Source organism: Stenotrophomonas sp. PFBMAA-4, from assembly GCF_030053215.1.
GTDB lineage: Bacteria > Pseudomonadota > Gammaproteobacteria > Xanthomonadales > Xanthomonadaceae > Stenotrophomonas.
Window position 1 is genome coordinate 58,414 of the sequence record NZ_JASGBW010000003.1, and the last position, 12,151, is coordinate 70,564.

The 12,151-nt window shown below is 67.5% G+C and carries 9 protein-coding genes; 2 read left to right on the plus strand and 7 right to left on the minus strand.

What is annotated here, in order from left to right:
* Positions 1-10: 10 nt before the first annotated feature.
* Entirely contained in the window at positions 11-568 is a 558-nt protein-coding gene (locus QMZ26_RS02870; protein WP_079221721.1) for an acireductone dioxygenase, read from the plus strand.
* Positions 569-571: 3 nt separating this feature from the next.
* Entirely contained in the window at positions 572-1,267 is a 696-nt protein-coding gene (gene mtnC / locus QMZ26_RS02875; RefSeq protein WP_079221720.1) for an acireductone synthase, read from the plus strand.
* Between the two features lie 65 nt (positions 1,268-1,332).
* Here mtnC and QMZ26_RS02880 read toward each other — a convergent pair whose 3' ends face one another.
* The 7 genes from QMZ26_RS02880 to QMZ26_RS02910 all read right to left on the minus strand — a co-directional run bounded on the left by QMZ26_RS02880 (position 1,333) and on the right by QMZ26_RS02910 (position 12,093).
* Positions 1,333-3,951, minus strand: coding sequence for a glycoside hydrolase family 2 protein (locus tag QMZ26_RS02880; RefSeq protein WP_283220520.1), 2,619 nt, complete (start codon positions 3,949-3,951; stop codon positions 1,333-1,335).
* Positions 3,952-4,028: 77 nt separating this feature from the next.
* Positions 4,029-5,255, minus strand: a complete 1,227-nt coding sequence (locus tag QMZ26_RS02885; protein ID WP_283220521.1) for an AGE family epimerase/isomerase — start codon at positions 5,253-5,255, stop codon at positions 4,029-4,031.
* Positions 5,252-6,247, minus strand: a complete 996-nt coding sequence (locus tag QMZ26_RS02890; RefSeq protein ID WP_079221717.1) for a carbohydrate kinase — start codon at positions 6,245-6,247, stop codon at positions 5,252-5,254. Before QMZ26_RS02890 ends, QMZ26_RS02885 begins: the two co-directional genes overlap by 4 nt.
* Before the next feature lie 7 nt (positions 6,248-6,254).
* Positions 6,255-7,568 carry an L-fucose:H+ symporter permease gene (gene fucP, locus QMZ26_RS02895; RefSeq protein ID WP_283220522.1) on the minus strand — a complete coding sequence of 438 codons (1,314 nt, stop codon included), beginning with the start codon at positions 7,566-7,568 and terminating at the stop codon, positions 6,255-6,257.
* 63 nt (positions 7,569-7,631) lie between these two features.
* Positions 7,632-8,681, minus strand: a complete 1,050-nt coding sequence (locus QMZ26_RS02900; protein ID WP_079221715.1) for a LacI family DNA-binding transcriptional regulator — start codon at positions 8,679-8,681, stop codon at positions 7,632-7,634.
* A 96-nt stretch (positions 8,682-8,777) separates the two neighbouring features.
* On the minus strand, positions 8,778-11,231 hold the full coding sequence (locus QMZ26_RS02905) for a GH92 family glycosyl hydrolase (protein WP_283220628.1): 2,454 nt from the start codon (positions 11,229-11,231) through the stop codon (positions 8,778-8,780).
* Between the two features lie 658 nt (positions 11,232-11,889).
* Positions 11,890-12,093, minus strand: coding sequence for a hypothetical protein (locus tag QMZ26_RS02910; protein ID WP_283220523.1), 204 nt, complete (start codon positions 12,091-12,093; stop codon positions 11,890-11,892).
* Positions 12,094-12,151 lie beyond the last annotated feature (58 nt).

The window sequence follows — 12,151 nt, forward strand, 5'->3', positions numbered from 1 at the left end:
AGCTGCCGCCATGAGCCGACTGCGCATCTACGACGACACCCATCCCGAATCACCGCTGCTGGATTCCCAGGACGGCGCGATCATCGCGGCCGAACTGCAGAAGATCGGCGTCACCTTCGAGCGCTGGCAGGCCACCGCGCCGGTCGCGCCGGGCGCCAGCCAGGACGAAGTGTTCGCCGCCTACCGTGCGGACATCGACCGCCTGGTCGCCGAGCGCGGCTTCAAGAGCGTGGACGTGGCGTCGATCGCCCCGGACAACCCGAACCGCGCCGAACTGCGGAAGAAGTTCCTCGACGAACACTTCCACAAGGAAGACGAGGTGCGCTTCTTCGTCGCAGGCTCGGGCCTGTTCACCCTGCACGTGGGTGACAAGGTCTACGAGATCGAGTGCGTGAAGGATGACCTGATCGCCGTGCCCGACGGCACCACCCACTGGTTCGACATGGGCGATGAGCCGAGCTTCGTGGCCATCCGCTTCTTCACCGAGCCGGACGGCTGGGTCGGTCACTTCACCGGCACCGACATTGCGCAGAAATTCCCCCGTTACGTTCCCACCCAGGCGTCCTGATCCATGCAGCCCCGCGTCATCCTGACCGACATCGAAGGCACCACCAGCAGTATCTCATTCGTCAAGAACGTGCTGTTCCCTTATGCCCGCCAGGCCCTGCCGGCCTTCGTGGCCGAACACGGCCAGCAGCCGGAGGTGCGCCGCTGGCTGGATGCGGTGGCCACCGAGATCGGTGGCGCCTGCCAGGACAGCCTGGTGGCCGAGACGCTGCAGGGCTGGATCGACCAGGACCGCAAGCACACGGCGCTGAAGGCCCTGCAGGGCCTGATCTGGGATGCCGGTTACCGTCGCGGTGATTACACCGCTCACTTCTACCCGGAAGTGGCGCCGGTGCTGAAGGGCTGGCATGCCTCGGGCCTGCCGCTGTACGTGTACTCCTCCGGCTCGGTGCCGGCGCAGAAGCTGTTCTTCGGCTTCAGCGATGCAGGCGATCTGAGCCCGCTGGTGTCGGGCTGGTTCGATACCGAGATCGGCGGCAAGCGCGAGGCGGACAGCTATCGCAACATCGTGCAGGCGATCGGCGTGCCGGCCGGTGAGATCCTGTTCCTGTCGGACGTGGTGGAAGAACTGGATGCCGCCCGCGAGGCTGGCCTGCAGACGCGCCTGATCGACCGCCTGGATGACTACCCGATGCCGCGCACCGGCCAGGCCGCCAACGGCCACGACCGCGTCGAGAATTTCCAGCAGATCCAGCTGTAACCCGTAAGGCGTGCGGACCAACGGTCCGCACCCACCACCAACGGTCCGCACCCACCCGACCACGCTCAACGATCGTTGAGGGTCTTGATCTTCAGCGCTTCGCGCAGCGTCGCCAGGTCCACCGGGCCGCGTACGGCGATGTCACGGGTCTCGCCCGGCAACAGGTCCAGCAGGTTGTCTTCCACCTGCACGTCCAGCGCGCCAAAGTCGATCCACGCCGCGCGCACGTAGGCCGCGCTCTGCAGGCGCAACCGGTAGTGGTCACCGTCGATGGCCAGCACCGCCTTCAAAGCCTGCCGCGGCAGTACCTGGTCCTTGGCCTCCACGAAGCCGACCACCTGGCGTGCACTCACCTTGCCCTCCTGCAGCAGCTCGAACACCGCCACGGTGCGCTTGGGGTCTGCGCCTGCCAGCAGTTCGGCATCGGCGAAGTCACCCACGCGGGTGACGCCCGCCGCGGCCAGGCTCACCGGCACCTCGTGGCGGCGCAGTACCTTGCCATCCACGTCCATCACCCGCAGCCGGCAGCTCGCCTGCACCGCCGCACCATCGTTGATCAGGCGCACCCGCGTGCTGCCTTCATCACGCAGCGCTGCCACGGTCACCGGCGCGAAGAAGCGCCGTGCCGCGAAATGCAGCGCCTTCCAGCGCCCGTAGTAATCGACGCTGGACCACGATGCGCCCGGCCACACGTCGTTGAGCTGCCAGTACAGCGAACCCATCGTGTACGGCCGCGATGCGCGGTGGTGCAATGCCGCCAGGGCAATGCCATCGGCCTGCATCACCTGGCTGAGGTAGACGAAATCCTCGAAGTCCTTCGGCGTGCCATAGCCCAGCGCGATGTAGTGCAGCAGCCGGCTGTTGCCCTCGCCTGCCATGAACTTCTGGTGGGCACGGATCACCGGACTGTCGATGCCCTGCTCGTCGCGGCTCGCGATCTGGTCCACCGTCGCCACCGCCGGCCAGGCCTGCAGGCCGTACTCGGACATGAAGCGCGGGGTCTCGTGCAGATACGCCTGCACCGGCAGCGCCGGATTGCCCCAGACCTGCCAGTAGTGCTTGTCGCCGCGGGTGGAATCGTTGGCCTTTTCGTCCAGGTCGTTGCTGGGCGAGCTGGACCAGTACGGCACGCCCAGGCCCTCCTCACCCACGACCTGGCGCAGATCATGGCCGAACAGGTCCACATAGCCCTGCCACACCTTCGCTGCGAATGCCGGGTCGGCCGCCTTCAGGTCACGGCCGTGGCCCCAGTCCTTCCAGGCGGTTTCTTCCTCGTTGTTGCCACACCACAGCACGATGCTGGGGTGGTGCCGCAGGCGGCGCACGTTGTCGCGAGCCTCGGCCACCACGCTGGCGCGGAACGCGGGATCGTAGCCGGGCTGCATGCCGCCGCCGAACATGAAGTCCTGCCAGACCAGCAGGCCCAGCTCGTCGGCGATGTCGAAGAACGCGTCGTCCTCGTAGTAGCCACCGCCCCAGTTGCGCAGCATGTTCATGTTGGCGTCGCGCGCGGCGGTCAGCACCTGGCGCAGCCGCGCGGGATCAACGCGGGCGGGGAACGCATCGAACGGAATGACGTTGGCGCCCTTGGCGAAGATCTCCACGCCGTTGATGACAAAGGCAAAACCCTGGCCACCCTTGCCATCTTCCTCGCGGCGCAGCTCGACGGTGCGCAGGCCGATGCGCTGGTCGCGCGCCAGTTCAGCGGAACGTCCGCCCTCCAGGCGTGCCTGCACGCTGTAACGGTCCTGCGCGCCATGGCCCACCGGCCACCAGCGCCGCGGATCAGCCAGTTCAACGGGAATCTCGACAGTGTTCGCGCCCGGCTTCAGCAGCACCGAACGCTGCAGCTGGGCCACGCTGCGGCCCTCGGGGTCGCGCACGTCCACATCCACCACGGCTGAACCGGCGGCATTGCCCTGCTCCACCTGCAGCAGCACCGCCAACTTCGCCTGCCGGCTGTCCAGTGCATCGGTGCGCACGGCCAGGTCAGTCAGCCGGTGCGTATCCCAGGCCTGCAGATCCACGCCACGCCAGACCCCGGCGGTGACATAGCGCGGGCCCCAGTCCCATCCGAAGTGATAGGCCGGCTTGCGCGCGAAGTTGCCGACCATCGCATCCTTCGGCTCATCACCATAGGGCGAGGGATAGTTGCCGGCGATCCTGTGCGGCATCGCCTGTACGCCGGGCAGCAGCGTGCGGATGGGCGAGCGGAACACGATCAGCAGTTCATTGCCCGTGGCCTGCAGGCGCCCTTCCACGCGCGCGTGCCAGGTGCGGTGTGCATTGTCCGCGCGCAGCAGCGGCTTGCCGTTGAGGGTGACCTCGGCGTAGGTGTCCAGCCCGTCGAAGCGCAGTTCGGCATTGGGCTTGGCCAGGGTCGCCGCATCCACGTCGAAGCGTGCGCGGTACTCCCAGCTGGCCAGGCCGATCCATTGCAGCTCCGCCTCGGCCGCGCCCACGTAAGGATCGCGGATCAGGTCGTGGGCGAGCAGGTCGGTGTGCACGCTGCCAGGCACCGTGGCCGCACGCCACTGCTGAAGCCCGGGGTGGGCGGCACCCTGGGCATCGCCCGGCAGCAGGCGGAATTCCCACTGCGCCTGCAGCGGCGCGGCAGCGGCAGGGAATGCAGCCGCCACGACCAGCAGCAGGAGCAGACGGACAACGAGGGAAAGACGATGCACGTGATGCTCCTGGTGTTCCGCCGGGCGTGGCCCGGCGCTACCCATTTCCATGCGTCATGCGTTCGGCGAAACGTGCCTCAACGAACGACGTTCAACACTTCGTAGCACGCGCCCATGGTGTGGTAATCCACCTTGCCGGCCGGGCTCTTCTCATCGCTGTACTTGCGATTGTCGGCATCGAGGATGCGGAACCAGGCGCCGTACTGGTGGTCGACGAAGTCCTCCCACGAATACGCCCAGATGCGCTCGTACCACTGCCAGTAGCGGTCATCGCCGGTGCGCTTGGCCATCAGCGCCGCGGTGGCCAGCGTCTCAGCCTGCACCCAGAAGTACTTGTCGTCGTCGCAGACGAAGCTGTCGCCGCCGATCGGCGCGCCGTCCATGCCCGGCTGGCGGCGCGACTCCGGCGCGAAGCCGTAGTACAGGCCACCGCGTGCCTCGTCCCAGCTGCGCTCGACGGCCACGTCGAACAGATGCTGCGCGGTCGGCACCAGCCAGTCGGCCTGCACGTGGCGGTCAAGGATCAGCAGCAGCTTGGCCCACTCGGTCTGGTGGCCGGGCTGGAAACCCCACGGGCGGAACAGGTGCTTGGGATTGTCCAGGTTGTAATCCCAGTCGATCTCCCAGTTCACGTCATAGTGTTCCCAGACCAGCCCGCCGGCCTTGGCGGCCTGGCGGCGGGTCATGTTGTCGGCCAGCTGCAGCGCGCGCTCGACATAGCGCTGCTCGCCACTGGCCTCGAAGGCGGCCAGCATCGCCTCGCACATGTGCATGTTGGCGTTCTGCCCGCGGTAGCCGGTGAAGTTCCACTGGCCATCGGCTTCGTCCTTGTACAGGCCGTGCTGCGGCTCCCAGAAGCGTGCTTCCAGCAGCTGCCAGGTTTCGTCCATCCACGTGCGGGCCTGCTCGACACCGGCCTTCAGCGCACAGCTGTAGGCCAGCAGCACGAAGGCCACGCCGTAGCAGTGGTTCATGTCGTCCTCGACCTTGCCGTCGCGCAGGGTCCAGGCATAGCCGCCGGTGGCCGGGTTGCGGTGTACCTCGCGCAGGTAGCGCACGCCGTGCTCGACCGCCTCGCGGTACTCGGCATTGCCGAATTCGCGGTAGGCCATCGCATAGTTGAAGACAAAACGCGTGCTGCTCACCAGGTGGCGGTGGCTGGTATCGTAGATGCTGCCGTCATCACGGAAGTAGTGGAAGAAACCGCCGTTCGGATCGATGCAGCGCGGGTGGTAGAACGCCATCGTGTCGGCGATGTGTGCACGCAGGAACGCGGGCGAACGGAAATCGGGCGAGGTGCTCATGCGGGAAGGTCCTGTGCCTGCAGCAGCTGCTGCACTTCATCGAGCGAGGGCATCGCGGCGAACGCGCCCTTGCGGGTAACGGCCAGTGCGCCGACCGCAGCGCCGAAGCGCAACGTGGCAGCGATGGCCTGCGGGTCCTGGCAGAACGCGGCGAAGCCCGCACCGGCCCCGCCCCGCTCCAGCAGGCCGACCAGCACGCCACCGACGAACGCATCGCCGGCGGCGGTGGTATCGACCGTGGCCACGTTGAAGCTGGTGACCTGGCCCTGCTGCTCACGGGTGTACCAGTGCAGCGTGGCGGCGCCATCGGTGACGATGACCCAGCGTGCCTGCGCAGCCAGCAGGCGCTGCAGGACGATCTGGTCGCCCTCGGCACCGTGCGGCGCGGCCAGGAAGTCCAGTTCCTCGCGCGAGAGCTTGACCAGATCGGCGCGCTCCAGCGCCTGCCACAGCCACGGCGTCGGATCGACATCGGCCGGCCACAGCGCCGGGCGCAGGTTGAGGTCCAGGCTGACCACCGCGCCGGCGGCGCGGGCGCGGTCCATGCCGGCGAAGGTCGCCTCGGCAATGGCCGCTTCGGTCAGGCTGTTGGAACAGACGTGGAAGCACTGCGCGTTGTCCAGGCACGCGGCCTGGAAATCGCTGTCACGGAACAGCAGGTCCGCCGCCGGCGGGCGGTAGAAGCTGAAGCTGCGCTCACCTGCGGCATCCAGCGCGACGAAGGCCAGCGCGGTCTTGGCCGCATCGGTACGCACGATGTAGTCGGTACCCACGCCGTGCTCGACCAGGCTCTCGGCCAGGAAGTCACCGAACATGTCGCGGCCGAGCATGCCCACGAACTGGGTCTTCGCACCCAGCCGCGCCGCGGCCACGGCCACGTTGGCCGGCGCACCGCCGGCGTACTGCAGGAACGCGCGCGGGGTGTCGGCCGAAGCCGGCGGCTGCGCTAGTAGATCGATCAAAATTTCGCCGAAGCAGACAATGGCACCCATTCTGGACTCAGCCTCCCTGCGTTGCGGAGGCCGGCGTACGCGCGCCGACCAGACCGTAGAAAATGATGTAGCCGTAGCACAGCAGCGGCAGGATGAAGCTGGCCTGGACCCCGATGTGGTCAGCCAGGACGCCCTGCAGGTACGGCACCACGGCACCGCCGACGATGGCCATGATCAGCAGGCTGGAGCCCTTGTTGGTCAGCGGACCCAGGCGCTCGATGCTGAGCGCGAAGATGGTCGGGAACATGATCGAGTTGAACAGGCCGATCGCCACCACCGAGTACAGCGCGACGCTGCCGGAGGTCATCATCGTCGTTGCCAGCAGGCCCACGTTGACCAGCGCGAAGATCGCCAGCAGGCGGCTGGGCGAGAAGCGCGCCAGCAGGGCCGAGCCGGCAAAGCGGCCGACCATCGCCATCGTCCAGTAGGCCGACACGTAGTGGGTCGCCTGCTGTTCGCTGAAACCGCCGATGCTCGGCATCGACAGGTAGTTGACCAGGAAGCTGCCGATCGACACTTCCGCACCGACGTAGAAGAAGATGCCCAGCACGCCCAGCAGCAGGTGGCGCTTGCGCAGTGCATCGAAGTAGCTGTGGTGATGGCCCTGGTCGGCCTGTTCGGTCGCATCGCTCAGCGCCGGCAGGCGGAACAGGAACACGAACAGCGCCAGCAGCACCAGCGCCACCGCCAGGCCCACGTACGGGCCCTGCACGGCCTGTGCTTCGGCGGTGCGGTAGGCCAGCTGTTCGGCAACCGGCAGCGCTTTCAGTTCATCGGCGCTCTTGACCGTGTTGGACAGGATCAGCATGCCGCCGAAGATCGGCGCGATGGCCGTGCCCAGCGAATTCAGCGCCTGGGCCAGGGTCAGGCGGCTGGAGCTGGTCTGTTCCGGACCCAGCAGCGCCACATAGGGGTTGGCGGCGACCTGCAGCACGGTGATGCCGGTAGCCAGCACGAACAACGCACCCAGGAACGCGCCATATTCGCGCAGCTCTGCCGCCGGCCAGAAGCCCAGCGCGCCGATGCCGGCGATCACCAGGCCGGCCACGATGCCCTTCTTGTAGCCCAGCGCCGCCACCAGGCGGCCTGCCGGCAGCGACATCAGGAAGTAGGTGCCGAAGAAGGTGAACTGCACCAGCATCGCCTTGGCATAGTTCAGCTCGAACACCGCCTTCAGGTGCGGGATCAGGATGTCATTGAGGCAGGTAAGAAAGCCCCACATGAAGAAGATGGTGGTGACCACGGCCAGTGCCTTGCCGTTGGTGACGGCCGGTGCGTTGCCGGGGGAACCCGATGGGCGGGGCGTTGCGGAGATCGGCATGCGGTTCGCGCCTCGATGCGCGGAAGGTCGTTGTTGCGTGGAAGGAGTGTGCGTTGAAGGGAATCAGTTGGGTCGGGCGGCGCTGCTTTCGCGGATGCGCAGCTGCACCGGGGCGACGGTGCGCCGTGGCGGTGCATCCGGATCGTCCAGGCGCTGCAGCAGCAGTGCGGCCGCCTGCCGGCCGCGCTCGCGCGGGTCGGCGGTGAGGGTGGTCAGCGGCGGCACCGCCACGGAGGCTTCGGAAATGTCATCGAAGCCGGTGACTGCGAAATCGCCACCGGGGCGGATGCCGCGCGAGTTCAGGCCCAGCATCAGCCCCAGCGCGACGGTGTCGTTGTAGCAGACTGCTGCACTCGGCCGGTGGCCATCGACGAACAGTTCGTCGGTGCGCGCAGCGGCTTCCAGGCGGTTCGGCGCCGATTCGATCATCCAGCCTGGCGGGAGCGTCAGCCCGGCCTCGGCGAGGGCCTGCTGGAAACCGGCGCGACGCTGGTGGCACGAGCTGGAATCGGCATGGCCGCCGAAGAACGCGATCTGGCGATGGCCGCGCTCGATCAGGTGCCGGGTGGCCAGGTAAGCGCCGTGCTGGTTGTCCAGGGTCAGGAAGTCCCAGTCGGCACCGTCCAGTTCGCGGTTGAACAGCAGCACGTTGGCGTTGGCGCCCAGCGCCTGGCGTACCAGGGTGGCATCGCTGCCCTCGGCCGGCGACAGGATCAGGCCAGCCGGGGTGTGTTCCATCAGTGTGGACAGCACGGCCTGCTGGCGCTCGGGCGATTCGCCGGTGCTGCCCAGCAGGGTGACGTAGCCGCGCCCGCCCAGCGCCTCGTCCACCCCGGAGGCGAATTCGGCGAAGAACGGGTTGGACAGATCGTTGATGACCAGCGCGATGCTCGACGAGGTGCGCCGGCGCAGATTGGCCGCGGCACGGTTGTAGACATAACGCTGGCGGCGCAGTTCGGCCTCGACCTTGGCCCGGGTATCGACGTTGACCAGCGGGCTGCCGCGCAGCACCAGCGACACGGTCGCGCGCGAAACGCCGATGGCACGGGCGATGTCGGTCACCGTCACCGCCTTGCCGGAACGCTTGCTGGAACTGCCGCCGTTGTCGTTCATCGTCTTCCCGGACTCCGCTTGAGCCTCAAGCCTAATGGATCGTGACGCTGTCGTGCCGTGCCGTTCGCTGGGTTGCCTCGAACGGCACAGCACCGATCATCGCAGCTGGCTGCCTGGTGCAGCGCACCAGGAGACCGGCAGATCGGCCACCGCGGTGCCCCAGCCCTGCGTCGGCGCCTGGCCGTCCAGGGCGAAACGCACGCGCGGGCCCTGCTGCAGGCGGTTCCAGTCCAGCCACACCGGCGCATGGGCCTGGCCATCGACCTGCACGCCCTGCACGTACTGCAGGCGGCGGCCGTCGGCGCCCGGTGCGTCGATGCGCAGGGTGCGGCCGTTGCCCATGTCCACTTCCACCTTGGCAAAGCGCGGCGTGTGCAGCAGGAACTCACCGCTGCCCGGCACCGCCGGGTACACACCGATGGCGCTGAACAGGTACCAGGCCGACATCGTGCCCAGGTCATCGTTGCCGGTCACGCCGTTGGGCGCATTGGTGAACAGCTGCTGCGCGGCACGCACCACGGCGGCGGTCTTCCACGGCTGGCCGATCAGCGTGTACAGCCACGGCGAGTGCAGGTCCGGCTCGTTGTTGGGGTTGTAGCGGAACTGGTTGTAATAGCTGTACGGGCCGACCACCCACTCCTTGCGGGCGGCGTTGAGCGGGTCGGCCTGCAGCGCGTCCATCGCGAAGAACGCATCCAGGCGGCGGCCGGCCTGTTCGCGGCCATCCATCGCTTCCACCAGGCCCGGCACGTCCTGCTGCGCCAGCCACTGGTACTGCCACGCGGTGCCTTCATGGAACCCGTGGTGCGAGCGCGGGCTGTAATGGCCGTCGGCCGGGGTGTACCACTGGCCGTCTTCGGTGCGCGGGCGCGGGAAACCGGTGAAGCCGGTTTCGGCATCACGCACCTGCGGGTCCCACACCTTGCGCCAGTTGCGGCCGCGCTCGCGCAGCGTCACCGCATCCTGGGCATGGCCCAGGCCATCGGCCATCTGCGACAGCGCGCAATCGGCAACGGCGTACTCCAGCGTTGCCGAACCGCCGTGGTGCGGATCGACGTCCATGCCCTTGGACGGGAACGCGCGGTCATAGACCACGTAGCCCTTGTCCAGGTAGGTCGGGTTGCCCGAGCGGCCGGCCATGCGCGAGTTCAGCGGCGGCGTACCGAAGGCGTTGCGGCGCAGCGCATCCCAAGCCTGCGATTCACGGCGCTTGAGCGCACCGAAGCGCCACAGGTCGACCATGAAGGGCGTGACCGGGTCGCCGGTCATGATGTTGGTTTCGAAGTTGGCGTAGCCCCAGCGCGGCAGCCAGCCGCCCTGCTCGTCGATGGCCAGCAGGGTGCGGCCGATGTCGCGGGCCACGTCCGGGCGGGTCAGCGCCAGCCACTGGTTCTGCGCACGGTAGGTATCCCACAGCGAGAAGTACTCGTAGTAGGTCCAGCCATCGGCGCGGTGGATGCCATCGTCGTAACCCCGGTAGCGGCCATCGGCATCGCTGCCGGTCAGCGGCTGCAGCAGCGCGTGGTACATCGCGCTGTAGAAGACCGTGCGGTCATCGCCGTTGCCGCCCTGCACGCGCACCCGCGCCAGCTGCTCGCGCCAGGCCTGCTGGGACAGCGAACGCATCCTGTCGAAACCGATCAGCGCCCCACCCTGCATGCCCTCGGCGCGCAGGTTGGTACGTGCGCCTTCTGCATCGACGTGCGAGATCGCACTCACCGCAGTGACCGACTGGCCCTTGGCCAGGTCGAAGGTGAGCCAGGCGCCATTCGGCTTCTGCTCGCCTTCCATGCTGTGCCGCGCGTTGGGCAGGCCACCGGTTTCGCCCCAGGTGCCATGCGCCTTGAACGGACGGTCGAACTCGACGCGGAACCAGGTGGTGTACTGGTGGCCACCGCAGAAGCTCTTGGTGACCAGCTTGCCTTCCACCACGCGGTCGCCGACCACATCGACCACGCTGCCGATGACCGAGTGGCGCTCGTTGGCCTGGCCGACGTTGATCATGACGTGGCCATCGCCACTGCGCTGGCTGAAGGTGTAGCGCTCGGCTGCGGCGCGGGTACGTGCGGTGGCTTCGGCGTCGATGCCGCCGTAGCTGGTCAGCCGCACCTTGTAGTAGCCGGCCTGGCCGACCTCGCCATCATGCGTGTAGGCCGAGGCGTAGGCCTTGTGGTCGAACTGCTTGGGGTTGCCGGTATCGAAATCGCCGCCCGGGCCGATGCTGCCGGTGACCGGCAGGATCGAGACCTGGCCGCCCTGCTCCCAGCAGCCGGCGCCGGACAGGAACGAATGGCCGAAGCCGCGGATCTTTTCGTCGTCGTAGCGCCAGCCGGAATAGTGGCTGCCGATCGGGCTGACCTGGATCAGGCCGAACGGGGCCGAGGCGCCGGGGAAGGTGTTGCCGTCATCCTTGCTGCCGATGAAGGTATTGACCTCACGCTCCAGCGCGGCCGGTGCAGCCTGCAGCCAGGGCGTGACGGCCAATGCCAGCAGGCAGGCGACGCGCGCCAGTGGGCGATGGGACAGGGCCGGCGAGCGGCGGGCAGACAGACGGCGGGACAACCTGGTCACGGACAGGACTCCTTGGCGGCAGGGCGGCAGCGGGGCGCCGGCCACGGTGGGCCGAACTCCTCGTTTCCATCGGTACAAATCCGCACCCCGGCGGATTTAGATCGATTGAAGTAAAGCAGGCAGCGCCCATCCATGCATTCTGCGCCGCAGCAAAGAGGGGGGATTTCGTGGCAGGGCTTGCAGCCCTGCACCTGCTGCGAGCCAGGGCAACGTCAACTTCAAAGGCCTGCATCCCGTGGGTTGGCGGGGTGGGTCCGGTTGAGGGGGACGCCGTAAATACGTCCATGTAGGCTCGGTCGCGGCATCCATGCCGCTCACGCCCCCTCAACCGGCCCCACCCCGCCTTCGACAGTTTCCCGCGGCTGTCGGAAGCTGCTGCTGATGGTGGTGGGTGCCGACCGTTGGTCGGCACGAGGTTGGATATCGATATCTGACAGACGTGCCGACCAACGGTCGGCACCCACCAACAGCCGCGTGAACCTGTCGGAGGCGGGGCGGTGTGGGCTGGCAGGACCGTTGGCGCCATGGATGGCGCCATCGAGCCCCCAGGGGTGAGGGCGCTTTGCTTGCGAAGCACCGCTTCGCAAGCGCCCGAACGCACAGCCGCCAGCGGGTGGGCCGGACCCCGGAGGGGGGTTTACGGCGTGTCCTGCCAGCCCACACCGCCCCGCCCAACCAGCAGCAACCCAGAGCCGCTTTTGATGTTGACGTTGTTTGAAGCTGGTGCAGGGCTGCAAGCCCTGCCGAACCCCCTCCCCTTTTTGCGCATGTAAACGATTCCAGCGCATTTCAGCGAATCATCATTCGGCAGACACGTCACTGCAATATTGCGCAGCAGCATGCGCAACCCCTCCAGCCATGCTAAAAATCGCCCCGCCATCGCTTAGATCGATCCAAGC

Coding starts and splice junctions, on each gene's coding strand:
- QMZ26_RS02870 (WP_079221721.1), top strand. CDS start 11: ATGAGCCGACTGCGCATCTACGACGACACCCATCCCGAATCACCGCTG.
- mtnC (WP_079221720.1), top strand. CDS start 572: ATGCAGCCCCGCGTCATCCTGACCGACATCGAAGGCACCACCAGCAGT.
- QMZ26_RS02885 (WP_283220521.1), bottom strand. CDS start 5,255: ATGAGCACCTCGCCCGATTTCCGTTCGCCCGCGTTCCTGCGTGCACAC.
- QMZ26_RS02890 (WP_079221717.1), bottom strand. CDS start 6,247: ATGGGTGCCATTGTCTGCTTCGGCGAAATTTTGATCGATCTACTAGCG.
- fucP (WP_283220522.1), bottom strand. CDS start 7,568: ATGCCGATCTCCGCAACGCCCCGCCCATCGGGTTCCCCCGGCAACGCA.
- QMZ26_RS02900 (WP_079221715.1), bottom strand. CDS start 8,681: ATGAACGACAACGGCGGCAGTTCCAGCAAGCGTTCCGGCAAGGCGGTG.
- QMZ26_RS02910 (WP_283220523.1), bottom strand. CDS start 12,093: ATGCTGCTGCGCAATATTGCAGTGACGTGTCTGCCGAATGATGATTCG.